Source organism: Mesorhizobium sp. M4B.F.Ca.ET.143.01.1.1, from assembly GCF_004792275.1.
Taxonomy (GTDB): domain Bacteria; phylum Pseudomonadota; class Alphaproteobacteria; order Rhizobiales; family Rhizobiaceae; genus Mesorhizobium; species Mesorhizobium abyssinicae.
Genome location: NZ_SRSR01000002.1, coordinates 30,986 through 57,278 on the forward strand (window position 1 = coordinate 30,986; position 26,293 = coordinate 57,278).

29 protein-coding genes are annotated in these 26,293 nt (G+C 63.2%); 10 read left to right on the top strand and 19 right to left on the bottom strand.

The window, feature by feature from the left end:
• The first annotated feature begins 76 nt into the window (after nt 1-76).
• Nucleotides 77-712, top strand: coding sequence for an ankyrin repeat domain-containing protein (locus EN786_RS04215; RefSeq protein WP_127311002.1), 636 nt, complete (start codon nt 77-79; stop codon nt 710-712).
• Between the two features lie 71 nt (nt 713-783).
• Here the strand turns inward: EN786_RS04215 and EN786_RS04220 are convergent, their stop codons facing one another.
• The 4 genes from EN786_RS04220 to EN786_RS04235 all read right to left on the bottom strand — a co-directional run bounded on the left by EN786_RS04220 (nt 784) and on the right by EN786_RS04235 (nt 4,702).
• Nucleotides 784-1,080 (bottom strand): DUF1330 domain-containing protein, encoded by a 297-nt coding sequence (locus EN786_RS04220; RefSeq protein WP_127286120.1) that lies wholly within the window; start codon nt 1,078-1,080, stop codon nt 784-786.
• A gap of 15 nt (nt 1,081-1,095) precedes the next feature.
• Nucleotides 1,096-1,632, bottom strand: a complete 537-nt coding sequence (locus EN786_RS04225; RefSeq protein ID WP_127286119.1) for a GNAT family N-acetyltransferase — start codon at nt 1,630-1,632, stop codon at nt 1,096-1,098.
• A gap of 82 nt (nt 1,633-1,714) precedes the next feature.
• A complete protein-coding gene (locus EN786_RS04230; RefSeq protein WP_127311001.1) occupies nt 1,715-2,278 on the bottom strand; it encodes a GNAT family N-acetyltransferase in 564 nt (187 codons plus the stop codon).
• 147 nt (nt 2,279-2,425) lie between these two features.
• On the bottom strand, nt 2,426-4,702 hold the full coding sequence (locus EN786_RS04235) for a cation:proton antiporter (RefSeq protein ID WP_245478372.1): 2,277 nt from the start codon (nt 4,700-4,702) through the stop codon (nt 2,426-2,428).
• Between the two features lie 186 nt (nt 4,703-4,888).
• Here EN786_RS04235 and EN786_RS04240 point away from each other — a divergent pair, with 186 nt between their 5' ends.
• The 5 genes from EN786_RS04240 (at nt 4,889) to EN786_RS04260 (ending at nt 8,728) form a co-directional block, all read left to right on the top strand.
• Entirely contained in the window at nt 4,889-5,092 is a 204-nt protein-coding gene (locus tag EN786_RS04240; protein WP_127311000.1) for a hypothetical protein, read from the top strand.
• A gap of 109 nt (nt 5,093-5,201) precedes the next feature.
• Nucleotides 5,202-5,933, top strand: coding sequence for a DUF2270 domain-containing protein (locus tag EN786_RS04245; protein ID WP_127310999.1), 732 nt, complete (start codon nt 5,202-5,204; stop codon nt 5,931-5,933).
• Between the two features lie 198 nt (nt 5,934-6,131).
• Nucleotides 6,132-6,560 carry a hypothetical protein gene (locus tag EN786_RS04250; RefSeq protein WP_135908006.1) on the top strand — a complete coding sequence of 143 codons (429 nt, stop codon included), beginning with the start codon at nt 6,132-6,134 and terminating at the stop codon, nt 6,558-6,560.
• Nucleotides 6,557-8,374, top strand: a complete 1,818-nt coding sequence (locus tag EN786_RS04255) for a diguanylate cyclase (RefSeq protein WP_135908008.1) — start codon at nt 6,557-6,559, stop codon at nt 8,372-8,374. Before EN786_RS04250 ends, EN786_RS04255 begins: the two co-directional genes overlap by 4 nt.
• A gap of 165 nt (nt 8,375-8,539) precedes the next feature.
• Nucleotides 8,540-8,728 (top strand): DUF1059 domain-containing protein, encoded by a 189-nt coding sequence (locus EN786_RS04260; protein WP_127284475.1) that lies wholly within the window; start codon nt 8,540-8,542, stop codon nt 8,726-8,728.
• Here the strand turns inward: EN786_RS04260 and EN786_RS04265 are convergent.
• Together EN786_RS04265 and EN786_RS04270 are read right to left on the bottom strand one after the other, a co-directional pair.
• The gene (locus EN786_RS04265; protein WP_135908010.1) at nt 8,725-9,975 is read right to left on the bottom strand and encodes an MFS transporter; all 1,251 of its coding nucleotides are present in this window, start codon (nt 9,973-9,975) and stop codon (nt 8,725-8,727) included. The two genes, EN786_RS04260 and EN786_RS04265, sit on opposite strands and share 4 nt — an antisense overlap.
• Before the next feature lie 3 nt (nt 9,976-9,978).
• Nucleotides 9,979-10,719, bottom strand: a complete 741-nt coding sequence (locus EN786_RS04270) for an MBL fold metallo-hydrolase (RefSeq protein WP_127310429.1) — start codon at nt 10,717-10,719, stop codon at nt 9,979-9,981.
• Nucleotides 10,720-10,791: 72 nt separating this feature from the next.
• Between EN786_RS04270 and EN786_RS04275 the strand changes: the two genes are divergently transcribed.
• Entirely contained in the window at nt 10,792-11,460 is a 669-nt protein-coding gene (locus EN786_RS04275) for a metalloregulator ArsR/SmtB family transcription factor (protein WP_127310434.1), read from the top strand.
• Nucleotides 11,461-11,495: 35 nt separating this feature from the next.
• Here the strand turns inward: EN786_RS04275 and EN786_RS04280 are convergent, their stop codons facing one another.
• The 8 genes from EN786_RS04280 to EN786_RS04315 all read right to left on the bottom strand — a co-directional run bounded on the left by EN786_RS04280 (nt 11,496) and on the right by EN786_RS04315 (nt 20,695).
• Entirely contained in the window at nt 11,496-12,158 is a 663-nt protein-coding gene (locus EN786_RS04280; RefSeq protein WP_245478294.1) for an RNA ligase family protein, read from the bottom strand.
• A 206-nt stretch (nt 12,159-12,364) separates the two neighbouring features.
• Nucleotides 12,365-12,703, bottom strand: a complete 339-nt coding sequence (locus tag EN786_RS04285) for a hypothetical protein (protein ID WP_127310430.1) — start codon at nt 12,701-12,703, stop codon at nt 12,365-12,367.
• 18 nt (nt 12,704-12,721) lie between these two features.
• The gene (locus tag EN786_RS04290; protein WP_189340528.1) at nt 12,722-13,282 is read right to left on the bottom strand and encodes an ATP-binding protein; all 561 of its coding nucleotides are present in this window, start codon (nt 13,280-13,282) and stop codon (nt 12,722-12,724) included.
• A 3-nt stretch (nt 13,283-13,285) separates the two neighbouring features.
• Nucleotides 13,286-15,652, bottom strand: coding sequence for a SpoIIE family protein phosphatase (locus EN786_RS04295; protein WP_127310431.1), 2,367 nt, complete (start codon nt 15,650-15,652; stop codon nt 13,286-13,288).
• Nucleotides 15,649-16,827, bottom strand: a complete 1,179-nt coding sequence (locus tag EN786_RS04300) for a class I SAM-dependent methyltransferase (RefSeq protein WP_127310432.1) — start codon at nt 16,825-16,827, stop codon at nt 15,649-15,651. Before EN786_RS04300 ends, EN786_RS04295 begins: the two co-directional genes overlap by 4 nt.
• A complete protein-coding gene (locus EN786_RS04305) occupies nt 16,824-17,345 on the bottom strand; it encodes a ubiquinone biosynthesis methyltransferase UbiE (protein ID WP_127310436.1) in 522 nt (173 codons plus the stop codon). The genes EN786_RS04300 and EN786_RS04305 overlap by 4 nt, the downstream gene beginning before the upstream one ends.
• A 161-nt stretch (nt 17,346-17,506) precedes the next feature.
• Nucleotides 17,507-19,156 (bottom strand): bifunctional diguanylate cyclase/phosphodiesterase, encoded by a 1,650-nt coding sequence (locus tag EN786_RS04310; protein WP_127284476.1) that lies wholly within the window; start codon nt 19,154-19,156, stop codon nt 17,507-17,509.
• A 396-nt stretch (nt 19,157-19,552) separates the two neighbouring features.
• Complete coding sequence (locus EN786_RS04315) at nt 19,553-20,695, bottom strand: AraC family transcriptional regulator (RefSeq protein WP_127284467.1); 1,143 nt, start codon at nt 20,693-20,695, stop codon at nt 19,553-19,555.
• A 235-nt stretch (nt 20,696-20,930) separates the two neighbouring features.
• Between EN786_RS04315 and EN786_RS04320 the strand changes: the two genes are divergently transcribed.
• Nucleotides 20,931-21,233, top strand: a complete 303-nt coding sequence (locus tag EN786_RS04320; protein WP_127284466.1) for a hypothetical protein — start codon at nt 20,931-20,933, stop codon at nt 21,231-21,233.
• A gap of 113 nt (nt 21,234-21,346) precedes the next feature.
• The gene (locus tag EN786_RS04325; protein ID WP_127284465.1) at nt 21,347-21,577 is read left to right on the top strand and encodes a hypothetical protein; all 231 of its coding nucleotides are present in this window, start codon (nt 21,347-21,349) and stop codon (nt 21,575-21,577) included.
• 114 nt (nt 21,578-21,691) lie between these two features.
• On the opposite strand, the gene EN786_RS04330 is transcribed toward EN786_RS04325, so the two are convergent.
• A complete protein-coding gene (locus tag EN786_RS04330) occupies nt 21,692-22,294 on the bottom strand; it encodes a sulfotransferase family protein (RefSeq protein WP_127284464.1) in 603 nt (200 codons plus the stop codon).
• Between the two features lie 21 nt (nt 22,295-22,315).
• The gene (locus EN786_RS04335; protein WP_127284463.1) at nt 22,316-23,215 is read right to left on the bottom strand and encodes a VOC family protein; all 900 of its coding nucleotides are present in this window, start codon (nt 23,213-23,215) and stop codon (nt 22,316-22,318) included.
• A gap of 176 nt (nt 23,216-23,391) precedes the next feature.
• Here EN786_RS04335 and EN786_RS04340 point away from each other — a divergent pair, with 176 nt between their 5' ends.
• Nucleotides 23,392-23,691: a hypothetical protein gene (locus EN786_RS04340; protein WP_127310928.1), complete on the top strand. Its 300-nt coding sequence runs from the start codon at nt 23,392-23,394 to the stop codon at nt 23,689-23,691.
• Nucleotides 23,692-23,861: 170 nt separating this feature from the next.
• Here the strand turns inward: EN786_RS04340 and EN786_RS04345 are convergent, their stop codons facing one another.
• The 3 genes from EN786_RS04345 to EN786_RS04355 all read right to left on the bottom strand — a co-directional run bounded on the left by EN786_RS04345 (nt 23,862) and on the right by EN786_RS04355 (nt 26,285).
• Nucleotides 23,862-24,176: a MocE family 2Fe-2S type ferredoxin gene (locus tag EN786_RS04345; protein ID WP_127286342.1), complete on the bottom strand. Its 315-nt coding sequence runs from the start codon at nt 24,174-24,176 to the stop codon at nt 23,862-23,864.
• A gap of 74 nt (nt 24,177-24,250) precedes the next feature.
• Nucleotides 24,251-25,198 (bottom strand): substrate-binding domain-containing protein, encoded by a 948-nt coding sequence (locus EN786_RS04350; protein ID WP_127286341.1) that lies wholly within the window; start codon nt 25,196-25,198, stop codon nt 24,251-24,253.
• Nucleotides 25,199-25,277: 79 nt separating this feature from the next.
• Nucleotides 25,278-26,285, bottom strand: coding sequence for a sterol desaturase family protein (locus EN786_RS04355; RefSeq protein ID WP_127286340.1), 1,008 nt, complete (start codon nt 26,283-26,285; stop codon nt 25,278-25,280).
• Nucleotides 26,286-26,293 lie beyond the last annotated feature (8 nt).

Below are 26,293 nucleotides of genomic sequence, written 5' to 3' on the forward strand. Positions count from 1 at the left end.
CGAGTGTGAAAGGCTCCGCAAGAGACGCCGCATCCGATGAATGTCGGCACGATCCCATGGTCCGGGAGACATTGCAGTGACCGCAAGCTTGGAAGCCGAAGACGCCAGGAGTTGGTCCACCCTGCTGGTCGCGGCGGAAAAAGGCGACGCGGAGGCCGTGCGCGCGGAGCTTTCCGCCGGTGCGGACATCAACCAGAGCGACGAAGGCGGCTGGTCGGCGCTGCACCTTGCCGCCCACAATGCCCGCCTCGCAGTGCTCGAAGCCTTGATCGCGCAGCCGGAAATCGACGTCAATTCCCGGAACAAGTGGAAGAGCACGCCGCTCAGCCTGGCCGCAGCCAAGGGTCACTACGACTGCATCCTGGCGCTGGCGGGACATCCTCGGATCGATATCAATGCCCGCGCCGACTACTATGGCAGGACGGCGCTGATCGAGGCGGCAAGGAACGGGCATCTCGATGTCGTCAAGCTGCTCGTGGGGCATGGCGCGGACGTCAATCTGGCCGACAAGACGGGGCGAAACAGCGCGCTCATCGAGGCCATCAAGGGACGCCACTACGAGGTCGCCGAGTATCTGCTGGAATCCAGGAAAGTGAACTTCCTCAACAAGGACATGCGGCTCAACGCATTGATCTGGGCCGGCAGCACCCGCAACGCCCAACTCATCGAGACATTGGACGCCGCGATCCACACCTTCTTCGAGGGCAAGTGAGCGCAGGACCGACCGCGATCCACATGTCCTGACGCAGGACGAACCCGCCGTGCACTGTTCGGTGGCAGGCGTCAGGCCGGCGGCACGCCCTCGGTCGCGATGATGCGCGTGTTGGCGCAGCGGAAGCGGATCTGCTTCAGCCGCTCGTACTCAGGCGAGTCGTACCAGGCGGTCAGCGCCGCCATGTCGGGGAATTCGATGATGACCAGACGGTGCGGCTCCCAGTCGCCCTCCAGCACCCGGGTCAAGCCGCCGCGCGCCAGATACCGCCCGCCATGACGCGCTTCCGTCGCCGGAACCTCGCGCCGGTATTCATCGAACATGGCGGCGTCGGTGACGTCGACATCGGCAATGAGATAGGCAGCCATTCCAGTCCCTCCTTCTCAAATCGTCTTCCACATCATCAGGATCGGCACCGGCGCGCCGCCGCGATCGTCGTGGATCGTCTCGCCCGGCTGGTAGCCGCAGGCCCGGTAGAGCGGCTCCCCGGCCATCGTCGCGCCGAGCTCGACACGGCGAAAGCCCTCTGCCCTCGCCGCATTTTCGCAGAGCGAAAGGATGAGGCGGCCGACGCCGCGCCGCACGAAATCGGGATGCGTGTACATCGCCCTGACTCGCGCCGCGTCGGTGGCGGGATCGAGCAATGCCGCGCTGCGCCCCGGCGTCCTGTCGCCGCCATAAAGCGTGGCGCGCCGGCTCCAGCCGCCGCAGCCCGCCAGCGCTCCTCCGCATGTGACGACAAAATAGGTTCCGTCGTCGATAAGCTGCGTGTCCAGGCCCATGATGGCGCGGCTGGATTCGATCTGGGCATCATTCAGGAAGGGTTTTTGCAGCTCGCCGATCGCCAGCGCCATCAGCGCCGAAATCGCCGCGATGTCGTCGCGCGTGGCTGTCCGGTACTGTAACTCCTGGCCAGACATTTGCGGGAATGCCAAAGTGTCATTGAGGGGTCGTAATTTATATTAGTGCATACTCATATCAAAGGGCCGGCATCCAAGGCTTTCAAGCGCCTGGCGCCACCGTTGTCGCCACCACCCAGCGGTGCTTGCCGATCTGACGAGCGCGGCGAAAGCCCTTCTTCTCGAACATCGCCAGCGTGCCGTTGTGCAGGAAGGCGCCGGCGACCTTTCGCCCTTGCGTGTCTTCGGGATAGCTCTCCACCGTGCCGCCGCCGAGGCGCGCGATCTCGCCGAGCGCACCTGCCAGCGCGGCGGCGGCCACGCCTTCGCCACGACGCGTCTTGTCGATGAAGAAGCAGGTGATGCGCCAGTCGGGAAGGACCGTCAGCCCTTCCTCATAGGCGCGCCGGTGCTTGATGCGCGGCAGTTCATCGGTCGGCCCGAATTGGCACCAGCCGACACAGGCCGCGCCGTCGAAGACAAGCGCGGCATGCGTGCTGCCGTCCCGGACCCTTGCCTGCTTGGCGGCGCGGTTGCCGCCGGCGCCGTTGCCCTTGGCATGGAAGGCCATGCACCAGCAGCCGCCCCAAACGCCATTGTGGCGCTCGACCAGCGCGGCGAAATCCGGCCAGGTTGTTTCGTCGAGGGGTTTTACGCTGAAGCTCATCGTGGTTCCTCAAAGCCAGCGATAGCCGTTTTGAAGGTTCGCGCCTCAGTTCCGGAACAGGCGGCAAATCCCGACATCATCAGCGTCGTCCCTTCGAATGGGTAAGGCGAATGAAGGCGTCGACAATCGGGACGCGGGCTGGGCCTGTCAACCGCTGATGGAGCGCCCCGCCTCCCTCCCCTCGTCGTCGCGGCGCAGCCGCGCGTCGGAGATCAGCATCACCGGGCACGGGCAGCGCTGCAGCACGTCGCTCGTCGTCTCGCCGAAGATGAGTTCGTCGCCCGGCCGCCGCGCCACGCCCATGACGATCAACGCCACCCTCCTGCCAGCCTGGCGGGCAATGGCATCGGCGGCGGCGGCCCTGCTGCGGATGGCAGTCTCGATCTCGACGCCATAGCGGTCGGCAAGCTCGACAATGTCCTTAAGCACAGCCTCCCTACGGCGATGCGAGACGGTGTCACGCGGTTCGTCGCGGCCGACCCGCGCAACATAGAGCATCTTGACCGGCGCCCCGGTGACAGCGGCAATGGCAAGCGCGAGCTCGGCGCCACGGCGGGCGACCGAAGTGCCATTGACCGGCACCAGGATCTTGCCTGATCCCGGGCCGAGCCTCGGCATCTGCCGGCCGGCGCCGGCGGGCTTCAGCACCAGACAGAGCGGGCCGTCGAAGGCGCCGGCGATGTCGTTCAAGCGATGCGAGAAGCTGCCCTTTGAAGTCACCGCGCGGCCGAGCCCGATGAGCAGCACGCCGTAGCCTTTGCGGGCTTCCTTCGCCACCGCCTCGGCCGATAGCGGCGCTTCGTGCCGGCGGCGGGTGACGGGCGCCTCGCGGGCCGGCTCCTGGTCGGCCTGGAGTGCCGCCTCGCGGCCCTCCTCGGCGCCCCGCTCGATCTCGTCCAGATGCGCCGCCTCGTCGGGCTCGGCTTCGCTTTCGCCGCTGGCATGCAGCACCGTCATCGGCTTGCCGGCCCCGACCACGCCGGCAAGGTAGGCGGCGAAGCGGCCGACCACGCCCTCGTCGACGACCACAAGCAGCCGCTCCAGATTGGCGATGAAGCCGCGCTGGTCGACCTCCTCGCGCTCCAACCGCTTCTTCTCCGCCTCGCCGATCGACAGGCGCCCCAGCGCCCAGCGTAGCGTCGGCGGCATCGCCAAAGTGGTGATGACGGCCATGGTCACGATCATGGTGAAGAGGTTGTGCGAGAGCACGCCTATCGACAGGCCGATCGAGGCGACGATGACTTCGGTCGAGCCGCGCGCGTTCATGCCGCAGCCGACGGCGATGCCCTCGGCACGGCTCATGCCGGCGAGTTCCGCGCCGATGAAGGCGCCGGCAAACTTGCCGATGCTGGCAATAGCGACCAGCGCCACTGTAAGCAGTGCCAGCTGCGGATCGACGAGCACGGTGAGATCCGTCGACAGACCGGCGACGCCGAAGAACACCGGCATGAATAGCGCCGTGATGACGCCGCGCAACTGGCCCTCGATGTGGCGCGACAGGATCGGCGACTCGCCGACCAGTATGCCGGCGACAAAGGCGCCGAGCACGGTGTGGACGCCGATCAGGTCGGTGATCAGCGCCATGGCGCCCATGATGGCGAGGATGATGGTGACGACGGCATATTCGCTGTGGAAATTGTCATTGGTCCAGCGGATGGCGTCGAAGACGATGCGGCGGCCGAGCGTGAATGAAAAGGCCATGAAGGCGGCGACGCCTAATATCGTGAAGGCAAGGCTGCTCACCTCGACGCGGCCATGGGTAGCGATGCCGATGGTAATCGCGATGATCACCCAACCGATCGTGTCCTCGATAATTGCCGACGACACGATGGTCTGGCCGAGGTCGCGGCGCATGAAGTTCATCTCGCGCACCACCATGGCGACGATCTTAACCGAGGAGATCGACAGCGCGGTGCCGAGGAACAGGCCTGCGACGATGCGCTCGCCGCCCGGGGCGAGCAGCGTCGCAGGCATGAACTGTGCCGCAGCGAAGCCGATCACGAAGGGGACCGCCACGCCGGCTGCGGAGATGGAGAAGCAGGCGCGGCCGACCCTGCGCACCAGCTTGAGGTCGGTTTCCATGCCGGTGAGCAAAAGCAGCATCAGCACGCCGAGCTGGGCCACGGCATTGATCATGCTTTTCTGGCTGGCATCGCCGGAAAAGACCACCCGTTCCCCCTCCGGCCACAGCCAGCCGAGCAGCGAGGGGCCGAGCAGGATGCCGGCGATGAGCTGGCCCATCACGGCAGGCTGGCCGAAGCGTTCGAGCAGTTCGCCGAGACCGCGTCCGACGAGAAGCAAAAGGATGATCTCGAGAACGAAGACGCCCTCGCTCGACATGCCGGTCTTCTCGGCGCCCCAAGCCATGCCCGGCGTGACCAACAGCGTCATTGCCGCAAAAGCGACCGACCGGTGCCTGGACAAGATTCGCACCCCTCGATTATTGCGAACGACAACGGTTTGGCGCGCCTATCGGTTGCACCGCCGCGTGGCGCGGAAACGCCTCGGCGGCAACGCGGACAATTCGATTCAAATGCGGCTGTGGATGTTTGCTTTCGGGTAAAGCGACTCAAGCATCTTCGCGGCACGGCGGGCAATAAGGAGAAGCTAATGAAAAGCGACTTTGCCGCCGCTCGTCTGCACCTCGAGCGGGCCGGCCACTATCTGCGCGGCGATGACGAAGCCAGCCACACCACGCTTGCGGCGCTCGATCTCATGATAGAAGCAATCACGGTGGCCCAATACAGCCGCCATTCGGCCGATGTGGTGGAATTTCCGGGGCCGGCCGCGAGGAAAATCTCCTACCAGGCCTGAAGCCGGCTTTCCGACATGCGCGCGGGAACGTTTTAGTGTGCCGCGCGTTGTTATCATCGGGGTGATGGCCGGCCATTTCCGCCGGCCATTGCATTTGGATGGCAAGGGGATGTCCAAGATCGAGACCGTCAAGCCCGTCGAGGCGGCGGCAGCGCCGCGGGCCTCTGATGCGTTCGCGCTGAAACTCACCTCCTCCGAACTGGCGACGACGATGTCGCATTTCCACCGCGCCGAGATCGCACGCATGGCCGGCTGGCGCGACAGGCTCGACCGCACCAGCAACTGGGCGATCACCGTCGCCGCAGCGATGCTCTCGGTGTCGCTGTCGACGCCGAGTTCGCATCACGGCGTGCTGCTGTTCGCCATGCTGCTGATCACACTGCTGCTCTGGATCGAGGCGCGGCGCTACCGCTTCTTCGACGTCTACCGTGCCCGGGTGCGCCAGTTCGAGCGCTACTATTTCGCGCAGATCTTCTCGCCGCAGCCCGACTTCGCCTCCAACTGGCTGGCGATCGTCGGCGAAGGCCTGCGCTCGCCGCGCTTCCTGATCTCGCAGCGCGCGGCGCTGGTGCGCCGGCTGCGCCGCAACTACATCTTCATGTACACGATCCTGATGCTCGCCTGGGTGCTGAAGATCACGACACCCAGCCTGCAGCGCGAAGGCTCGCCGATCGGCTTCGGCGCCTCGTTTCTCGACGCAATGCGCGTGGCCGCGCTCGGGCCGGTGCCCGGCATCGTCGTCGCGTCCATCGTGGCCCTGTTCTATGTCGGCCTGCTCGCCGCCGCCTTCCTCGTCAGCAGCGACGAAGGCGAGCTCGCACACGGCACCGTGCATGTCTGAGCGGACGAAAGCCGCGATGTGATAGAAATCCAGCTGCTGCTTTCGTAGAAAGCAGGCGCATGCCCGATGCCTGCCGGGACAACCTCCGGGCCCGGCGGCCGTTAGCACGTTGATAAGCAATTGGTAATAAAAGCTCATGGATGAGAGACTTGCCTCAATCCGCGAGCACAATGGCGCCATCGCCGGCAGGACCCTGCCGTGCGCATTAGGAGCCTGATCATCCTCAGCATGGTCGGCGCCGCGGCGCTGATCGGAGCGGTCGGCGGCGTCGCGGTCTTCACGCAGATGGCGGCGACCAAATATCTGGGGCTGACCGAGGCCACCAACGTCGCGCGCGAGCTCGCCGACACCATCGTCTTCAAGCCGTCCGACGGGACGGCTTCAAGCCGTCCGACGGGACGCCTTCGCTGCTCGAGCGGCCCGAGGCGCTCAACCAGTTCCTGGAGCTGCAACACGGGCGCTCGCAGCGGGATTTCGTCGTCGTCGACCGCAACAAGGTCATCGTCGCCCACGCCGCCGACGAGGAGCACAAGGCCGGCGACAAATTCGAGCACGACCCCGGCAACGAGGTCGGCCAGACGCTGGAAGACGGCATCCCGCGCAAGTTCGTCGATCCGGAGGAAGTGAACGCCATACTGGCCGTTCCGATCGAACAGGGCGGGAAGACGATCGTCGGCGCCGTGCTGCTGGAATACGATGCGGTGCTGAATGCGGCCGAGCAGCGCACCAACAGCATGCTGTGGCTGATTGGCCTCAGCGCGGTTGCCGCTATGCTGGTGGCGGCTCTCTTCGCCTGGGTGCTGCTCAGCCGTTTCGGCTCCGGCCTCAGGGATATGATGCGCGGCATGCAGGCGCTGGCGCAGGGCAATCAAATGATGCGCATCAGCCATGGCCGCAAGGATGAGTTCGGGCAGCTGGCCGACGGCTTCAACACCATGGCGGACCAGCTCGCATCGGCGCGGGCGCACATCGAGGACATCGTCGAGACGGTGGCCGAAGGCATCGCGGTGCTCGACGCCCATGGCCGCATCGCCAGCGCCAATCCCGCGGCGGCAACTATGGTCGGCCGGCGCGCCGACAAGATCGTCGGCCTGCAATGGGACGCGGCGCTGAAACTCCACGACGCAAGAGGCGGCGACTTCGCCGGCGGGACGTCTCCCGTCGAGATGGCTTTGGCCACCGGACGCCAGCACCAGGGCGAAGTGCGCCTGACCAGATCGGATGGATCGCAAGTGCCCGTCATCGCCAGCTGCAGCCCTCTAAGCCGGTCCGAGGGCGGGCTGGTGCTGACGCTGAACGACATCAGCGAGCTGCGCCGCGCCGAAGGCGTCGTCAACGAGCGCGCCGACCAGCTCGCCGTCCTCAATCGCGAGCTGCACGAGAAGTCGGAAACCACGACCCGGCTGGTCAAGCTCGGCGAGCTGCTGCAGGCCTGCGTGACCTTCCCCGAAGCCTTCTCGGTGGTCGGAACGGCGATGACCGAGTTCCTCGGCGGCCTGAGCGGCAGCGTGCATCTGACCAGCGCCTCGCGCAACCTGGTGGAAGAGATGGCGCACTGGGGCGACGTACGCTCCAGCGTCAACCAGTTCGCGCCGGAGGACTGCTGGGCGCTGCGGCGCGGCCAGGAGCACGTCGCCGGCCCAGGCATGCTGACGCCGCGCTGCGCGCATATCACCGAGAACGGCAAGAAGGGCTATGTCTGCATGCCGCTGGCGGCGCAGGGCGAGACGCTGGGCATCCTGCATTTGTGCGAGCCCAACGCGGCCGAGAAACCGCAATGGCTTGCCGAGCGGCAGCAGATCCTGCGCGGCGTCGTCGACACGCTGGCGCTGGCACTGGCCAATCTGCGCCTGCGCGAGACGCTCAGGCAGCAATCGATCCGCGATCCGAACACCGGCCTGTTCAACCGCCGCTATCTCGAGGAAACCAGCAGCCGCGAACTCAGGCGTATGGAGCGCTCGGCCCAGCCGCTGGCGATCATCATGCTCGACGTCGACCACTTCAAGCAGTTCAACGACACGTTCGGCCACGAAGCCGGCGACCTCGTGCTGAAGCAAGTCGCGGCAACCCTGATCGAGCATGCCCGCGACAGCGATGTCGTGTCGCGCGATGGCGGCGAGGAATTCGCGCTGGTCATGCCCGGGGCATCGCTCGAAGAGGGCGCCCAGCGCGCCGAAACGCTGCGCCAGGCGATCAAGCAGCTGCATCTGGCGCATCGCGGCCGCACGCTCGGCACCGTCACCGCCTCATTCGGCGTCGCCGCCTATCCCGAGCATGGCGCCGGCTGGGCCGAGCTCACCAACGCCGCCGACCACGCCCAATACGACGCCAAGGCGGAAGGCCGTGACCGCGTCGTCGTCGCCAGGAACAATGTGCCCGGCGAGCGCCCGGCGATCCAGCTTGTGCCGCCGGCGAAGGCAGGCGCCGAGGCCAAGGGCTGATATGTTTTCACCGTCGGCCGTCCTCGATCCTCAATTTGCCGCACCAAGCACGAACCAGCGCTAATCCGATTGGATGAAATGCGCGTACTGCGCATTCGAAAACTGTGAATTGACAAGCGAGCCGCTTCCTCGCCTGCTAACTGGGCAAACTAGGGAGGCGTAGATATGGCCTATTCATATCGGTGCAAGGACTACCCTGGAATGGAAGCCTGTCCGGGATCGTTCACGGCTGAGACCGAAACTGAACTGTGGAAACACATCGAGCTTCACGCCGCCATCGCTCATCAGGAGAACCCCGAGCAGTGGTCGCCGGAAGACCGGCAACAGGTGAAAAAGATCATTCAGGCCAGCTAACCCTTGGCGGTCTCGCGCATCGCGACGGCGACAATCGCGCCCGAGAAAAACGTCAGTGCGGCGATCGACGTGATCGCCCATGAGAGCCCGAAGCGATCGGCGATGAGGCCCGCGGAGAGCGCGCCGATCGCGTAGCCGAGGTCGCGCCAGAACCGATAGACGCTAAGCGAACGGGCGCGCCAGCTTGGATGCGAGGCGTCGGAAACCGCAGCGATCAGGCTTGGATAGACCATCGCCGTTCCAAGGCCGAGCAGAAGGCTGCCGACGAGCCACCACTCGAACCGGCTGGTGGCCGCGGTGAGAAACAGGCCGCCGGCCTGAACCCACATTCCGGCGACGATCAGGCCTTTGCGACCCCAGCGATCGCTCAAGGGGCCGGTGACGACCTGCAGGATTCCCCAGGTCGCGGGATAGATCGCCTTCAGGATGCCGATGCGCTCGACGCCAAGCCCGAAGGAGGCGAAGAACAACGGGAAAATACCCCAGCTCATGCCGTCATTTAGGTTGTTGACGAGACCCGCTTGCGATGCCGCGAACAGATTGCGATCCCTGAACGAGGTCAGCGCAAACACCTCCCGGAAGCTGATCGGCGCGGACTGCTGCTTGTGGGCGGACGCCTCCAGCCTGAGGTGGTCGCGCGTGTCACGGACGAGCAAGATCGACAGCACGGCGCCGATCACGGCGTAGCCCAGGCCGAGATAGATCGGCGCGGGACGCAGACCATACCGCGAGGCGAGATAGCCGGTGAGGAACGCCGTCACGCCGACGGCAAGGTAGCCGGCAAATTCGTTGAGGCCGACGGCGAGGCCGCGCGATTTCGGGCCAACGAGATCGACCTTCATGATGACCGTCATCGACCAGGCGAGCCCCTGGTTGATGCCGAGCAGGGCATTGGCCGCAATCACCCATCCCCAGCTCGGCGCCCAGATGATCATGAACGGGACCGGCAGGCCGACAAGCCAGCCGAGGACGAGAACGCGCTTGCGTCCCCAGGCGTCCGCGAGTTGGCCCGAGACCAGATTGGCAAGCGCCTTGACCACGCCGAAGCTGACGATGAAGGAGACGACGAGTGTCGTCGAGGTGATGCCGAACTCTTCCGACCCGATGAGCGGCACGACCGTTCGTTCGACCCCGACCATGCCGCCGACAAAGGCATTCACCAGCATGAGCAGGGCAAACTGCCGCCAGTTTTCCTTGAGCCCAAGCCTGACAGTCGAGCCTGGCGAAACTGATGCCCCCTCGTTCATTGCTCAGGCCGAGGCGGCGGCGAGACCCGCGTTGGCGGCACGGTTGCGCGCCGCCTCCGGCGGCGGGGGCGGTATGTCCGCGATCATCGTGGCGACGAAAGCGTCCTCGTCATCAATGCGGAACGCCTTGTTGAAGCGCTTCTCGAAGCCAATCGTCGATGTCGGCTTGCCGCTGAGCGAGCGCCCGCAGACCGAGCCGGAGTAGGCGCCGGGCAGCACTTCGACGTGATCCAGCAGTTGCTTGAGGCGGCGCACGCTCGAAAACAGCGTCCGCGCGCCGTCCTCGGCACTGGTTGCAAGTTCGGTTCGTCCGAGATCGCCAACCATGAGAGTATGGCCCGTCAGCACGAACCATGGCTCGGCCGCGCGTGTCCTGTCCGTGACCAGGAGCGAGATGTGCTCCGGCGTGTGCCCGGGCGTGTGCATGACGGTCATGGTCACGTTGCCGAGCTCGACTACCTCGCCGTCCTTGGCGCGTCGAAATGGGAAACCGGCTTCCGCGCCCTCGAACAGCATGTATTCCGCGCCGGAGGCTGCGACGAGCGTCCGCCCGGCGGAAATGTGGTCGGCGTGGATGTGCGTATCGACCACATAGAGAATGCGCATGCCGGTCGCTTCGGCAACTCGAAGATAGGGCGCGATATCGCCTACCGGATCGACGACGGCGGCTGCCGACTTGCCTCCGCATCCGAACAGGTAGGATGCAGCGACGGGATCGGAATGGAGGAACTGACGGAGGATCATGACTCTTGCACTCCCTGCCTCGCCCGAGATAACATTCAATTATTCTGCTGAATGTTCCATCGAGAAGAAGGCATGTCAAGCATCGGACCAAAACAGGCGGTTTTCGCCAGCCTTGCCGAACTGGCTCAAGCTCTCGGGCATGCGCACCGGCTGGAGTTGCTGGAGCACCTCGCCCAGGGTGAACGGAATGTCGAGGGGCTTGCGGCACGGGCGGGCCTCAGCTTTGCCAACGCCTCGCGCCACCTTCAGATCCTCCGGCGCGCGCACCTTGTCGAGGCGCGGCGGCACGGCAAGCATGTGCTTTACCGTCTTGCCGGAGATACCCAGGTCGTTGAGTTGATGAAGGCCTTGGGGCGCGTGGGCGAGCGGAACGTCGCCGAGGTCAATCGCGTCATGGCCGACTACTTCCACGCACGCGACGCGCTGGAGGCTGTGTCGCGCGAAGACCTTGTCTCAAGACTGCATAACGGTCTTGTCACGGTTCTCGACGTCCGGTCGGAGGACGAATTTGCGCTTGGACATCTTCCGGGGGCGCTCAACATTCCGCTCGCTGACCTTGAACGCCGGCTGGCGGAGCTTCCCGCCAACCGGGAGGTCATCGCCTATTGCCGCGGTCCTTATTGCGTTCTGTCCTTCGAGGCTGTCGCGTCATTGCGGGCGCGAGGGTATGTCGTTCATCGGCTCGAGGACGGCTACCCCGAATGGAAGGCTGCGGGCCTTCCGGTTGAGGCGGCGGCCTAAAGTGGCCTCGCACGCTTGGGCCTTGCCCGGGACGGCTACGCAGGGATGGGCGCGGAATATTTGGCCTTCAGCCATGTGTTCGACGGTCCGCTGCTGTAGCGGCTGTCGGCGCGTTTCGAGATGATGCCTTCGAGCCCCATCTTCTCGGTGGCGCGGATGATGCCCAGCGCACTGCCCTCGAAATGCTCGCTGTATTGGATCCTGCCGAGGCCGGGCTCGACCAGTTGCCACAGCGCCTGCTTGCGCTGCAGCAGCGGCAACGAGGCCAGATCGCGACCGTCAAGATGGAGGATGTCGAACGCGACGAAGACCAGCCGGCTCGGCTCGTGCCAGATCGCGGTTTCCAGCGCGGGGCGGTCGGGAGAGCCCTGCTCGCCCGGCACAATGACCTCGCCGTCGAGAATGGCGGACCGGCACGGCAGCTCTACTTCCAGCGCGATGGGCCAGTATTTCGTGGTCCAGTCACGGCCGTTCTTGCTGTAGAGGCGCACCCCGCCCTTATCGATGATGATCTGCGTCCGGTAGCCGTCAAGATGGACTTCGTGAACCCATCCCTCATCTTCGGGCGGCTGCTCGACCCGAGTCGGGATCTGCGGCGGGATGAACTCCAGCCGGCCGCTGTTGACCTTGGCTCGCTTACTCAATGACGCCACCTTTGACCACGCGGCGGCGGCTTGTCGGCACAGGCGGCCCGACATCCCCCCAACCTGGATGCCTGCCGCCTGTGCCGAGCCCCCGCCGAGTCATTGCAATCATCTACGCACGGGGCCGATTTGTCGTTAGCCCCGCATCCAAATACTTATCCTGGGGTACATATCTCGCTCAGTGCGGCGCTCTCTGACGCCAAATGTTATCCGGGATTGTCGCGAGCCACTTGGGCCTTGGCCAGTTCACGGCGACCCGGTCAGTCCATCAAAAGCACCAGGGCCGGATGCAGCTTCTTCAGATTCGGCAATGATTTCGATTGCCAGGGTATGTCGGGCGTTCCACGCACGACCAACCGAACATCAGGATGCTTGCGCACCTCGATGGTAAATTTCGCCAGCAGGTTGATGCCGGAAGAGTTGAGAAAGTGAAGGTCCTTCAAATTGAGCGTAATGGAAGCGGGATTTGACGCAAGCACACTGGTCGCCAAGGCCGTGATGGGCGCACCGGCTTGTGAACTGGCGAGCCGCATTGAACCGTCGAAAAATATATCGCTTCCCTCAATCCACACACGGTAATCGTCTGTCTTGATTTCCATAGCCTGGTTTCGTTTCTTCTAGTTTTGAGTTTGCGAGATCGGAATGGAGGCGTATGTCTCCAGGCAAACCCGATCGCTTTCGTCCGCTGAGCTGAATATCCAGGCCAGGCGTGCGCCATAGTCGCTCATCAAGGTCAGCAGTCCGAGCCCGGAGCCCGACATGTCGGGGTTCGCGGCATTCGCTTCTATTCGCTGTATCAGCAGGTCCTTGGGGTCGCCAACCGTGATGTCGGCCAGGAGAGTTTGGAACTCGGACGCGTCTTGACCATCGATGTCGTTCGACACCTTGAGCTTGAAGCACTCCGAATCCATCGACGCCTCGATCACGATCTCACCCGGGGCGCGAAACTTGACGGCATTTTCGATGAGCTCGTTGACCAGATATCCGATGCTATGCCGCACTTCCAAGTAGTCATTGCGAGACGACTGAAAGCGCAATGCGAAAAGATCGGCGATGAAGTCCGAGGTCGTAGCGCAGTGACGCCAACTCAGGTCGAGAGGGCCGTCGAACAGCCGCACGCGACTGACGTTCTCCCTCATCCCGATTGCAATGTCAGGGGTGCCGAACAGCGCGGTCATTGCCTAGGTGTGCCTTATGATCACAAGGGTGATGTCGTCGTGGATCTTCTGGATTCCGATATGGGCCATCAGATCGTCGACGATCCCGGTTTTGATTTCCTCGGCGCTTCGGCCGTGACGTCTTTGCACGCTCTGGGAGAGACGCTCGAACCCGAACAGTCTCTTGTTCTGGTCTTCCGCCTCGGTCACACCGTCAGTGTGCAGGACGATGACGTCGCCGCTGCCGAACCGGATGTCACGCGTGTCAATGAACTGCGAGATGTCGCTCTCCAGACCGACCGGCAGACCCAGATCAAGCGTATCGATGCGTTCGACTTCCCCATCCGCGCGCACGACGAGAACGTCCTCATGCTGGCCGGATAGCGTGACCCGCTCATCCTCAAAGTCAAGGAAAGCCAGCGAAAGATGCTTGTCGGTGTTGGTCCGCTCGATGTTCTTGTAGATCGCGCTGTTCAGCCTATTCAGAAACTGGTGCGGATTCGCCTCGTTGGCCTCCTGCAGCGCACGCGCAACGGATTGGACCATCAGCATCAGCACGCCGCTCTCGAGGCCGTGACCGGTCACGTCGCCGATGCCGACCTTGACCCGCGATCCGTTCTGCAGAACGTCGTAATAGTCGCCGCCGACCTCGTCGGCCGGCCGCATGTAGGCTGCGATCTCCAGCCCGGGAATCGCTTCGAGTTCGAATGGTTTCGGCAAGACCATCATCTGGATCTGCCGGGCAACCGCGAGTTCGGCGCCGAGGCGGACGTTCTCGTCCCGCAGCTTTTCGTTGAGCGCGGAAATCTCCAGGTTTGCGTCCCCGAGTTCCCTGGTTCGGTCATCGACGAGCTGCTCGAGGTTTTCGGTGTGAAAGCTGATCTCCTCGGCCATGCGGTTGAAGGCGATGCCTGCCGCTCCTACCTCGTCGCGCGTTGGAATGCTCACGCGGACTGAATAGTCCTTGGACTGGAGGCGCTGGGCGGCACTGGCAAGCGACCTGAGGCCAGCCGTGATGCGCTTCGAAATCCCGAGCACCGCCGCAAAGACAATCAGCAGCGAAACGACGATCGCGCCGATCTGGAAGAGCAGGATACGATTGGTTGCGCGGGAGATGCTCTGCTGCGCGGCGAACAGCGATGCATAGATCTCCCGTTCGGGCACGACGATGCCGACCGACATCGTTTCGGGCTTGATCGGTCCCGAACTCCACAGATTGGTTGGCTTCAATCTCTTCAGGACGACAATGTAGGGTACGCGTTCGCCCTTGTTGTCGAGCATGATATGCTGAATGACACCGTCATTGTTCTGGTCGAGAGGCAGCGACGCGATGGCGGGCTGCGTGCTTCCGCGCAGGGACCTCTCCAGGCCGGTGACGCCCTGCGCGCCCGCATCGCTCGATGACGTCAGGCCGATGATCGCCTGGCCCGACGCATTGATCGCCACCACGTTGCCGCTCGACATCGTGAGGAAACCAAACCCGGTTTCGGCGATCTTCACACGTTCGACGACTTCCGCAAGCTGATCGAGCGTGATGTCTGCCCCCGCCGTGCCGGCGATACCGGTGCGATCGCGCGTCCACAGCGGGTGGAAAAAGCTGACGATCAGCTTTCCCGTGATTGCATCGGTGTAGGGCGCTGTCTGGGTGATGTCGTCAGGGACCGGACGCGAGGCCGGATCCTTGGCCCATTGCTGCCACGACCCATAGATCCCAGGAAAGAAGAACTCCCAGAACTCGGCCTTGTTATGGCCCGGATAGAGCCGGTCGAAGGTCTGTGCCTGGTCCGTATACGGCACCGTCCTGAAGATCGGCCGCTCTTTTGGACCAATATAGTACATCTGCAGTTTGGACGACCCGCTGGCCATGAGCGTCGGCGCGACGAGATCCAGCACGGTACTGTCTTCTATTTCCTGCTGGACGCTCGGCAACGGATTGTGGTCGGCCCCCAGCAGGTAGCCCCAGACGCTTATCACGGACGGCGCGCCCGGCAGGTTCTGCGCCCAATCGCCTTGCGCGTCGTAGACGACCTTCACGGAGCCCGGCGCTTCATGCGAAAGCGTCGCTCCGACCTGTTGCTGCCGCGTAGGATCATCGATCTGGCCCTGCAGCACGCCGGCCAGCGCCTTGACGTCGCCATGGACCCGATCGAGCAGCAGGTCGACACTCAACGCCGTCGACTCGGCATAGGAGCGAATGTACTCCTGGTTTGCGGTCGTCAGGCCCTCGCCGACTTCCGACGTGGCATCGCTCGACAGCTTTTGAACGTTCCAAAGCGCCAGACCGCCGCTCAGCAGGAGGTCGAACAGCACCGCGCCGCCAACGACCAACACAAATTTCGCTCGAAAGGAGCGCAGGCCGAAACGCGGTGCAGGTTCGTTGTCGGCTTTCATTGCGGTCGCCGCCCCGATGCGACCCAGATCGGCCAACCCGCATAACCCTTGGGATGTAGCGCCGCGAAAATGTGGTCCTGGAAACCCTGCCGGAACCGTGCGACGAACTCCGGTCCGTCGCCGCGTCTCACCGCCATCTCGCCCGCATAGACATCCGCCCAGGCTACGATGACATCGGCGAAGTCCTGCGGATCGCCGTCCAGGTTGGTGACCATGAAGGTCTCGACACGGATGTCTTCGAATCCGGTTTCGATCAGGTATCGCCTACTCTTGGGCCCAAGCTCGACGTCCATCTCGAAATGCCCGAACAGCTTCGCCACCTCGTTGTAGGTCCAACGAATGCTTTCGGCGCGCGGCTCGCCGAGGCAATGCGAATTCTTCTCGTTGGTGATGTAGACCCGCCCGCCTGGCTTACATATGCGGTAGAGTTCCTTAAGGATGAGTTCCGGCCGATTGAAGATTTGAAGGGAATGCCGGCAGGTGACCAAGTCGAATTGCGCTTCATCGAGCAGCATTTCCGACGCATCGCCATAGGTGTATTCGATGCCCCGGATATCGAACTCCCGCATCACCTGTCGAGCATAGTTCAGGCTGGACATGGAGTGGTCGAGGGCGACGATCCGCGATGGCTGGAACTCCTTCTGCACGAGCACGGCGAAATCACCGATCCCGCAACAGATGTCGGCCATGACGATCCCTGGCCTCATGCCGTGTCGCGGCAAGATTGCGCGCTCGTGGCGCCAGGTCATCTTTGTCTGCGTGCGCAGGATTGGAACGAACCCGCCTTCCTCGAGGAAGCCCTGCCCCGGATAGAATTCGCTGTCATACTCCTCGACCGTGATGTTCGGTTCGATTCCGCTCAGGCGACTGAATTTTCGCGAGGTCCAGCCGACGACGCTCGACGTGATGACGACAAATTTGAGATCGGGTCGAGCGCGACAAGCGTCGATGATGATCCTCGAAAAGGCGTGAAACGCGGCGTTGTTCATCTGCGTCAGGCGTCTGACATTGACGTAAAGAACGCCGCGCACACGGCCGATCGCGTCACGCAGCAATGCCAGGCTGGGCGCAAGCTCGTCGATCGCCTGAGGCCGGACCACCCCGGATATGGAGAATTCCTGGCTGTTCGCGTCGTATTGCGCCTTGAAGCGTGGGAGAAGGCTGTAAGGGCTCAATGTTCAAAGCCCTCGAGCGGAAGATCCACGACCAACTTGATCGCATCGCCGTCGGCTTCCTCGACCCTCAGTGTCGCGTTGTAGTCGACAGCCAGTTCCAGGAGTACGATCTCCCGGCTGGGCGCGATATCCCCAGACACGGAACTGACGTATCGCTCCCTGGCTTCCAATCCCGCGACCTGGCTTACGGCTTCCTTGTAGAATTGGCGCTCCTCCGCCACGCAAGGAAATGTCAGCTCGATCCTGTCCGTCGCTCCATGGCGCGACACCCTGCATGCCAGTTCGCCGTCGCCATGGCGCGTGCGAAAGGCAACCTCCAGCAATTCGTTGAAGGCGGAGGAAAAGAGATTTGAATGCCGGACCGAGTCTGACCTCGTCTGGCTGATCATCCGGGCCACGTATGTCGAGACATAATCGCAGTGCCTCCAGGCGGAGACAAAATTTCTGATTTCCATGTCGATCTGGATCATCGGCTCAAAAGTCGGCTCGCCAGCCAAGTCATGATGAACAGCTCCCATCGGCATCCTCCTATTCCATCCGTATTGAGCCATGGCGGCGCGATGACCTCCGAGACGGAAATTCCGCCGCCTCGTGATGAGCCAGTCCCGCATGACAAGGGTTGCGCGGTATCTGTCTCGATCGCTTTTACAACTCTCCACTTTACAAAGGGTGCAAGGGGCTAGAGCGCCCGATTCGATTCCTCCATCGCCCGCACCGCCTTGGGCGAGGATCGCCCGATGAAATCGCTGGTCGCCTCGGCTCCGAGCGGCCGTCCCAGGAAATTACCCTGCAGGCAATCGCAATTCTCCTTGGTCAGCCACCGTGCCTGCGCCGACGTCTCAACCCCTTCGGCGGTGACGCTTATTCCCAGGCCGTGCGCCAGATTGATGATCGATCGCACGATCGTCTGGCTTTTGAGATCCGTTTCCAGATCCGCGATGAAGTATTGGTCTATCTTCAAAGTGTCGAAGGGAAAGTTCTTAAGGTAGCTCAAGGACGAATAGTACGTTCCAAAATCGTCGAGCGAAATTCTTATCCCCAAGACGTTCAAAGTATTTAACGTGTCGATATTGTCGATCGTCCTCTCGAGAAGAACCGTTTCGGTTATTTCCAGCTCTAGTCTGTCGGCGCGAATTCCAACTTCGTCGATGATCTGGGCGACCGTGTCCGTCAGCGAACCGCTAAGGAACTGAGCCGGCGACAGGTTGACCGCGACTGTCAGCGCCGAGGGCCACGTCAATGCCTGGCGACAGGCTTGCTCGAGCACCCATCTCCCGATCTCATCCATCAAACCATCGGCTTCGGCGATCGGGATGAACACGCCGGGCGGAATGATCCCGATCTCGGGGTGCCGCCACCGCAACAGCGCTTCGAAACCGACCACCGACGAACGGGCCCGAATGAGCGGCTGATACTCCAGATAAAGCTCGTTCCGCTCCAGCGCGGTTCGAAGGCTGCGCCTCAGGTTTTCGCGTTGCTCGAGCAGGAGCAGCATCGAACGGTTGAACGTTCGAGCGCAGCCGCGTCCATCCGTCTTGGCTGCGTAAAGAGCAATGTCGGCGGCTTTCATCAGTTGCTCGCCATCTGCCCCGTGCTCCGGCCCGAAAGCAATTCCGATACTCGAGCCGACGAAGACAGAAATGCCGTTGATGACGAACGGGTCCTTGAACGCATTGACCAGCAATCCGGCGAGGCGCTCGGCTTCGGCCGGCTGCTCCTTGCCCAATTGGATGACAGCGAACTCATCGCCTGCATAGCGGTAGGCGGATTCGCCGTCCTGCAGCGCGTCGCGGATGCGACCTGCCGCAAGTTGAAGAAGCGTGTCGCCGGCTCCATGGCCGAGCGTGTCGTTGACCGCTTTGAAATCGTCCAGGTCGATCTGCAGCAGGGCGGCTTTCGGCTTTGGTCCGCCAACGGTCGTCAGCGCCTGCTGCAGGCGCTCGCCGAATCGCCGCCGATTTTGCAGTCCGGTCAGCACGTCGTGCGTCGCCTGGTGGAGCAGAATCACATGCTCCTGCTCGTCCGCTGCGCTGCGCCCACCGCGCTCTCGTGATTCGACGATTCCCACACCATTTGCGGTGCCGAAGACGAAAACGGATCGGGGTGCTTCGCCCGACGATCGCGGCAGGTCGATGCTTGCCGCAGAGCCGCCCTGGAACACCCGAAGAAATTCGTCGCGACACCTGGAATCGAGGAAGCCCGGGTAGATCTCCCAAATGGCGGCGCCCAGCGCCACCGCGCCGCCATACAGGCCTTTGAGGCTGGTGGCGTAGTGCGTCAGGCGGAAGTCGCGATCATAGAACGACAGCAGCTCGGTCGTGTTCGCCAAAAGGTCAGCGAGAAGCGGTTCGCCGGCACGTGGAACATCGCTCGAGGAAGGGCCCTCGCTCTGCGTGCCGACGCCTGATGCCTCTGGGCGCAAGAGCCACCTCCATAGGCGGTGCGAGTTCGCGTCCCCCAGTTTAGAAATAGCATAACTATCAAGCTTGGCAAACTTTCAGCGCGCCGTATCAACAAGCGTCGCGTGCGGCGCAATTGCGATGAATGCTCGGTTGTGAAGGGTAGCAAGTTATCGATAACGATGAACAGTCACAGTTCGTTAATAAATCGAAAATTGGCGGCAATTCAGCTATATGACTGATGCCGTGGTGGAAGCGATTCGAAATATTGTATCCCATGAGGCGGAGCAGCTCCCTGCCCAGCCAAGCCGGTTTTGAGCCCAGAGTCAGCTTCCTAGCGCCTTCAGCCAGCCTTCAAAGGACGAGACCCTGTCGTGCTCGGCAAGCGGGACAGAGTGGGCGGGGCGCGGCGGCACCGCGGAACTTCGGACTTCGCGGGGGCTGTAACCGAATTCCTTGCTGAATGCCCGGCTGAAATTGGCCGCTGAACTGAACCCGACGGCTTCCGCAATATCGACAATGCGCCGGCTGTCCGCCGGATCGCCAAGCGCGACATGGGCTGCCAGGAGCCGGCGACTTTGTATGTAGTGGAGGACACCACCGCTCGGTTCGAACAGCTGATAGAGACGGGAGCGCGAGACGCCGAGCGCACGGCACATTGAATCCGGTGTCAGATGGGCCGCATCCAGATTGTTTTGGACGTATCGGCGGGCGCGCTCCATCAACGCCACGCTGACCAATTGTTCGGCAGCCGCGGCATGTTCCGCCGGGGGCGAAAGGCAAGCAATGATCATGCTGCGCGTCGCATGCACGATGCGGGGGAGATCGTCAGCCGTGAGACTGTGCAACCTTGCTTCGATGCTGTTGAGATAATCGAGTAAGAGGTCGGCAAAGTTGCCAGACAGGACTGAATTGTTCTTCGCATCCAGGGTTGCCCTCGCGTCGGCGAACAAGTCACGCGGCAGATAGACGAAGAGACTTTCGGATTCCGTTGTCCTGCCGCGAAACGGGTAGCCAAGCGATCTGATCTCCAACTTGCCCGGCTGGTTTTCCGCAACGCGGCGATCGACCTCGGTCCACGACCGGCCAGTGCGCGGCAAGGCGATATACCAGTGATCGATCGAACTGGACCGGAGCTTCGCGGCGGAGCGCATGTAGCTATACGCCGGCGTGCGCTGTTGAACGATCAGCATGCGGCCGAAGTTCCAGGCCGTATGGTCGGCAGGAAAGCCATCGTCGGCCGATTTGTCGTCCGGCAGCTTGACCTCGACAAGCGGTGCCATATGCGCCTGCCAGGCGGCGAACTGCTGCTCCGGCGCCAGTTCGCGCGTTGAAAATGGCAAAGGGTCGAGCGCCGGCGCAAGTGACGGTGCAACCTCGTTGTGAGGTTGCGCTTCGCGCGGCCACCGACGTCGATCACGCTCCGGCGCTTGCCTCGCGCGCGCCTCGCCGTGCTTCTTAGCATCCATCGCAGGGTACCTATCCGAATCCGGTATACCCATGCGCCCACGTCAATCATGTGGTGTACCACAGGCACTTGGCAAGACTGGCGGAACTGAAGTCCACAGAAGCGGCCATCATCACGCTGGATGTCAGCAAGAAATGCATTCCGAGATAAGTTTATGGATGTGACGATAACGACACTCCTCACCCCGGTGCGTATAAAATCTGGCATCGTGAAAGCGTAGTTGAGGAGACCACGAGATGAACGCAAAGCTCAAAGCGGAGGCTCGCCGCAAAATCATTCTTGATGGGTACTTTAACAATGAACCCTTGAAAGATATTGCTGCCAGGATCGGATGCTCACTGGCGAGTTTGAAGGTCAGCGCCAGCAAACTCGGCTGCACCAGGACTCCAAAGGAGGCCGCCGCATTTCGGCGCGGCTTTCGTGTCCCCGATGAAAAACGGCGAGACTACTATCAGTTGATGATCGCCGGGCAGTACAAGGCTCGCGAATGCGCACAGATCTTGGGCCTGTTGACGATGCAGCTGCCGGGTCCTGAGTAGTCGTATGGCAATACTGTCGACGATATTGTTACTCGGGCGCTCCATCGCCTCGGCGGTTCCCCGGTAAAAAGCCCGCCGCAACCACGCGCAGCGGGCCCTGAAAGGTTCGCAAAATGCCACGCCGGCGTTTCAATGGCACCTGCTTCAGCCCCCACGATCTGGCAATCTGCGAGCGCGTGTTCGATCAGATCTGCGCGGATGAGCATCTCGACCCCTTGGGGCCGGACGCCGAAATTCTGGCTGAGATGGTTGTGGCCATTTTTCGAAATGCTCACACCAGCGAGCGCGACCTGCTGGAGGCGGTCACGTCTCGACGGAACAAAGTCGCGGGAACCGCGCACTAGGGAGGAAGACGGCAGTAGGCAGTAGGGAGTAGGGAGTAGGGAGTAGGCAGTACGGCGAGAGCGTTCAGGACTATCTTCCCACCGCCCTATTCCCTATTCCCTATTGCCTACTGCCTACCGCCTCACCAGCGCCGCGCGGAATTCCTTCGTACTGTTGCGATTGGGATAGGCCTCGTCAGGCACGGCAACGCCGAGATGGGCGCAGAGCGGCTCCCAGCCGTCGCCGAGGCGGTGGACCAGCAGGCGCTCGCGCGGCACCGTCGCCATGACGGCGGCGACATTGGCCTCATAGACGTCGATCGCATGCGCGCGGTCATGCGGCCTGCCGCCGAACACTCGGGCAGCGACCAAAGTGCGGCCGAGCGCATCCTGGTCCTGGGTCTGGCCGATGCCGACGAGGATGGTCTTCTCGAAACTCTCCCACCAGCTTTCCGGCGAACGCCAGGTGAGGATGACGCGGGCGTCAGGATAGATGTTGATCAGCTCGGGCCAATAATGCGCCGATGGCCAGTCCACGCAGGAATTGTAGCCCGAGAACAGCGCGCGCCAGTCGGGCGCCGCTCCTTTTGCCAGCGCGCGCCACAGCCGCTTCTGCTCGCCGTCGGCCATCACTTCGGACATGTGATGGCAGGGGCCGAAGCCGAGGATTGTCAGCGCCTTGCGCATCGAATCCGTACCCGTCCGGCCAAAGCCCGTGCCGATGACCTTGATCGACATGCCACCCTCCCCCATCGCCACTCAGGTGCCGGCGACCACCATGCGCAGCCGGTTGCCCTCGGGATCGGCGCAGTCCAGCGCGCCGCCCGCCTCGCCGAAGGGCACGCCGGCCTGGCCGAGCCGCTCCGCCACGGCGGCAAGCTCATCGGCTGCGTCGAGCACGACCGTGAAACGCTGCAGCCCCGCCGCGTCCGCTGGCGGTTCCCTCAATTCATCGCGGGCCCAGATGTTGAACGCAACCATGTGCGGGCGCCGGTCGGTGCCGCAGTCGAACAGGCCGAAGGCCCTCGACTGGATATGCGGCCGGAAGCCGAGCACGCCCACATAGAACGCCATCAGTGTTTCGGGAGAACGGGCGCGCATATGGATATGGCCGATGAAGGCATTCGCCGGCAGTCTTGCCTCAACATGACCGGAATTGCCGAGATCGCGCAGCAGGGCGGCGACATTCAGCGGCTCGAGGCCGGAATGGGCGCTGCCGTCCGTGGCGATCAGGGTGACGCGGCCATCCGGCGCCTCCTGCCTGTCGGCGAGGCGCTCCGGTGTGTCGAAGCAGATCTCGATGCCGTTGCCGGAAGGGTCGGAGACGTAAAGCGATTCCGAAATCAGATGATCCTGGGCGCTGTATCTGAGGCCGGAGGCCTTGAGCCTGGCGGCGGCATGCGCGAGGTCGCGGCGCGTCGTGACGTGGATGGCGACATGGAAGAGACCGCGCGCCTTTTGCGGCAGCGCGACCTCGGCGCCTTCATGCAGCACAATAAGCGCCTTGCCGTCGACCCCAAGCCCGGCCACCGCGTCATCCTCCCCAAGCAGCGACAGCCCGACCGCATCGCGCCAGACGGGCAAGGCCGCCGTAATGTCGATCACCCTGAGATGAACCGGCCCGAGATGGGTGGCGCCTGCCAGCAGTCCGTCGCTCATGCCGGAATATTAGCGGCGAATGATATGGCTGTCAGCAAAGCTGGCACGGGGACGCGGTGAGCTGCGGAAAGTTCGGTGGTCCATTCGATCCCCTGTGGCCTTCCGGCGGAAAACGAACAAGAATGGCATGCCGCCACGCCGCACGATGGCGGCCATAAATGCAGGAGGAGATGCGAATGGACGAGCCCGATCGCTGGCGCAACATGGCGAGCGCGCCGAGGGATGGCAGCCGGATCCTGGTCACGGTGCGGCCGACCGAACAGGGACCGGCCGAGGTCGACATGGCCTATTGGTCGCGCGCCGACCAGCATGGCGAAGAAGGCTGGCGCTCCTCCGACTCCCAGCCGGGCCGCGTGGTCGAATATGCCGAACCGGAATTGAAATGCTGGATGCCGCTGCCCACGGCAGGCCGGGGCTCGATGCCGAGCCCCTGGGAGGGGGAGGACGTGTCGCTGCTGGACGGCTCGGGGATTTAGCGCCAGTCTCCCCCCTTGAGGGGGAGATGTCGCCGAAGGCGACAGAGGGGGGTCGCCGCGCGTGGAGCGCCAGCCTGATCCGCCGCAGGAGGTAGAGCCCAGTCGAACCGACCCCCTCCGCCCTGCCGGGCATCTCCCCCGCAAGGGAGGAGATTGGCAGCTTCAACGCCCTACCCCACCTCCACCATTACCTCTCCCGCCTCGACCTTCGCCGGATAGGTCCTGAGATTTATGCAAGGCGGCAGGCGCTTGGCCGCGCCGGTGCGGTAGTCGAAGGCGCCGGCATGTTTCGGGCATTCCACCTCGTAGTCCATGACCAGGCCGTCGGCGATGTGCACCGCCTCGTGCGTGCACAGCCCGTCGGTGCAGAACACTTCGTTGTCGGGCGAGCGGAAGACGGCGTAGGTGCGGCCGCCATGGTCGAAGCGCCGCGCGCCTTCCTGTTCGATGTCGTCGAGGCCGCAGGCCCTGATCCAGCTGGTCATTCTTCTTTCCCTGTCGATTTCGGTCGAGCCTCCGGGACGGCTGTAACGACCGCCCGGAGGGCTTGGTCGTAGGATCAGTTCTTGTTGAGGTACTCGGCGGCGTTGGCCGGGGTGACCAGCTCGAACGGCACGTAGACGACGCGGTCGACCTTCTCGCCCTTGGCGAGCGCGAGCGCGGCATCGACACCGCCGCCGCCCTGCCCGTTGGCGTTCTGGAACACCGTCACCGCAAGGTCGCCCGCCTTCATCGCCTGGAGGCCGTCCTGCGTGGCGTCGATGCCGCCGACGACGACGTTCTTCATGTCGATGCCGTTGGCCTTCAGCGCCAGGATGGCGCCGATGGCGGATTCGTCATTGTTGGCGATGACGGCATCCGGCGCCTGGCCGGCGGTCAGCCAGTTGGTCATCAGGTTCTGCGCATTGTCGCGCGACCACTCGGAGGACTGCTTGTCGGTCACCTTGATGAAATTGCACATGTCGGTCGAAAAGACCTGCTCGACATCCTTGGTGCGCTGCAGCGCTGCCTGGTGCACCAGGCTGCCCATGACGATGTAGGCGGTGGCGCCCGATGACTTGCCCTTGGCGCGCAGCATCTTGCAGACTTCGAAGGCCTCCAGCGTGCCGGACTCGACCTCGTTCGAGCCGACATAGACCTGCTTCTCCGGGAGGTTCGCCATGTCGGTCGGTTCGAGGTTGACGAAGACCAGCGGAATGCCGGCCTTGGCGGCCTCCTCGCTCAGCGACTTTGAGGCGTTGGTGTCGACCAGGGTGACGATGATGGCGTCGACGCCGCTGGCGATGAAGTTCTTCACCTGATCGAGCTGCTTGGCGACGTCGTTCTGCGCGTCCTCGACCTGGATGTCGGCGCCCTTTTCCTTGGCGCGGGCCTGCATGCCGTTCTTCAGCAGCGTCTGGAAGTTGTTGTCGAAATTGACGATCGAGACGCCGATCTTGGCGGCGAAGGCGGTTGCCGGCATCGCCATCAGCGCGGCAAGCGCGGTCGAGATCAGAAGTTTCTTCACGGGTTTCCTCCCTTTGCGGATGGGTGCCGGTTCACCCCGCTTTGTCTCCGGCCCTTTCGGGATAGCATTCACTGGGCTGTCATTTGGCGGCGGCGTTGGCGCGCGCCTTCTTCTTCTCGTAGCGGGCCTGCATGCGGGCCTCGCCGTCCTTGCTGCCGTCGTGGAAGGTGCCGAGCCAGCGGTCGAACGGGATCAGGCCGTCGCCGTAGTTCACCTCGAAATATTTGTGGTGCAGGTAGTGGATGTAGGCGTGGCTATCGACGCTCGCGTCCTCGGTCAGTTCCACCTTGTCGAAGCCGACATGGCCGGGAATGGCGCCGAAGCCGGCATAGTGGAGCTGGTAGAGCGCGAGCAGCGGGTTGGACGGGATGATCAGGTGCCAGAAGGCGACGCCGAGATAGCCGAGCTGCTCCACCGGGTGCATCGACAGCGACGACCAGGGCGACGGGTTGACCGAATTGTGGTGCACCGAATGCACCCATTTGTAGAGCGGCCCCCAGTGGATCGTCCGGTGCAGCAGGAAGAAATGCGTCTCGTGGATGATCGGCACCACCAGCGCCAGCAGGAACAGGTAGAGCGGGTGCTCGGCGAAGCTCAGCCACGGCACGTAGCCATTGGCGTAGGCATGGAGGATGGCGACCTCGATCGCCGTCCAGATCGGCATACCGGTGCCGAAGGTGCGCAGCATGTTGTCGAGGTTCTGGTTCTCGAAGAAGAACGCCTTGCTCTTCTGCTCCGACGGCCATTTGCCGTTGTATTTGAAGCGGTTGCCCTGGGCTCTCAAAATGTAGAGTCGAAGCTCGAAGACGCCGAAGAAGACAAGCAGCGCTGCGCAGTTGACGACGAACAGCCAAAGGATCCAGCCGACGGAAAGCGTCTTCATCACCTCGACGTCGGGCAACACGAAGCGCCACCACGCCACCGCCGACAGCGCGAACAGCACATTGTAGGGCAGAAAGTAGCTCGGCAGCCATTTCAGCACCGCCAGCGGCCGCGGTGGGAAGACGAAGAGGGGCGCGGTGCCGGCCGGCTCGTTCGGCGCCCAGTCGCCTCGCTTGTTGCGCGTGCCGTATTGCAAGTCGTCCATGGCTGATC

What these genes read in the sequence shown, in the direction of transcription:
- EN786_RS04355 (WP_127286340.1), bottom strand. Translation starts at nt 26,285, where the DNA reads ATGGACGACTTGCAATACGGCACGCGCAACAAGCGAGGCGACTGGGCG.
- EN786_RS04305 (WP_127310436.1), bottom strand. Translation starts at nt 17,345, where the DNA reads ATGGGAGCTGTTCATCATGACTTGGCTGGCGAGCCGACTTTTGAGCCG.
- EN786_RS04220 (WP_127286120.1), bottom strand. Translation starts at nt 1,080, where the DNA reads ATGGCTGCCTATCTCATTGCCGATGTCGACGTCACCGACGCCGCCATG.
- EN786_RS04270 (WP_127310429.1), bottom strand. Translation starts at nt 10,719, where the DNA reads ATGATCCTCCGTCAGTTCCTCCATTCCGATCCCGTCGCTGCATCCTAC.
- EN786_RS04340 (WP_127310928.1), top strand. Translation starts at nt 23,392, where the DNA reads ATGGACGAGCCCGATCGCTGGCGCAACATGGCGAGCGCGCCGAGGGAT.
- EN786_RS04315 (WP_127284467.1), bottom strand. Translation starts at nt 20,695, where the DNA reads ATGGATGCTAAGAAGCACGGCGAGGCGCGCGCGAGGCAAGCGCCGGAG.
- EN786_RS04295 (WP_127310431.1), bottom strand. Translation starts at nt 15,652, where the DNA reads ATGAAAGCCGACAACGAACCTGCACCGCGTTTCGGCCTGCGCTCCTTT.
- EN786_RS04335 (WP_127284463.1), bottom strand. Translation starts at nt 23,215, where the DNA reads ATGAGCGACGGACTGCTGGCAGGCGCCACCCATCTCGGGCCGGTTCAT.
- EN786_RS04275 (WP_127310434.1), top strand. Translation starts at nt 10,792, where the DNA reads ATGTCAAGCATCGGACCAAAACAGGCGGTTTTCGCCAGCCTTGCCGAA.
- EN786_RS04320 (WP_127284466.1), top strand. Translation starts at nt 20,931, where the DNA reads ATGAACGCAAAGCTCAAAGCGGAGGCTCGCCGCAAAATCATTCTTGAT.
- EN786_RS04345 (WP_127286342.1), bottom strand. Translation starts at nt 24,176, where the DNA reads ATGACCAGCTGGATCAGGGCCTGCGGCCTCGACGACATCGAACAGGAA.
- EN786_RS04290 (WP_189340528.1), bottom strand. Translation starts at nt 13,282, where the DNA reads ATGACCGCGCTGTTCGGCACCCCTGACATTGCAATCGGGATGAGGGAG.
- EN786_RS04330 (WP_127284464.1), bottom strand. Translation starts at nt 22,294, where the DNA reads ATGTCGATCAAGGTCATCGGCACGGGCTTTGGCCGGACGGGTACGGAT.
- EN786_RS04265 (WP_135908010.1), bottom strand. Translation starts at nt 9,975, where the DNA reads ATGAACGAGGGGGCATCAGTTTCGCCAGGCTCGACTGTCAGGCTTGGG.
- EN786_RS04240 (WP_127311000.1), top strand. Translation starts at nt 4,889, where the DNA reads ATGAAAAGCGACTTTGCCGCCGCTCGTCTGCACCTCGAGCGGGCCGGC.
- EN786_RS04245 (WP_127310999.1), top strand. Translation starts at nt 5,202, where the DNA reads ATGTCCAAGATCGAGACCGTCAAGCCCGTCGAGGCGGCGGCAGCGCCG.
- EN786_RS04280 (WP_245478294.1), bottom strand. Translation starts at nt 12,158, where the DNA reads ATGTCGGGCCGCCTGTGCCGACAAGCCGCCGCCGCGTGGTCAAAGGTG.
- EN786_RS04285 (WP_127310430.1), bottom strand. Translation starts at nt 12,703, where the DNA reads ATGGAAATCAAGACAGACGATTACCGTGTGTGGATTGAGGGAAGCGAT.
- EN786_RS04325 (WP_127284465.1), top strand. Translation starts at nt 21,347, where the DNA reads ATGCCACGCCGGCGTTTCAATGGCACCTGCTTCAGCCCCCACGATCTG.
- EN786_RS04230 (WP_127311001.1), bottom strand. Translation starts at nt 2,278, where the DNA reads ATGAGCTTCAGCGTAAAACCCCTCGACGAAACAACCTGGCCGGATTTC.
- EN786_RS04260 (WP_127284475.1), top strand. Translation starts at nt 8,540, where the DNA reads ATGGCCTATTCATATCGGTGCAAGGACTACCCTGGAATGGAAGCCTGT.
- EN786_RS04225 (WP_127286119.1), bottom strand. Translation starts at nt 1,632, where the DNA reads ATGTCTGGCCAGGAGTTACAGTACCGGACAGCCACGCGCGACGACATC.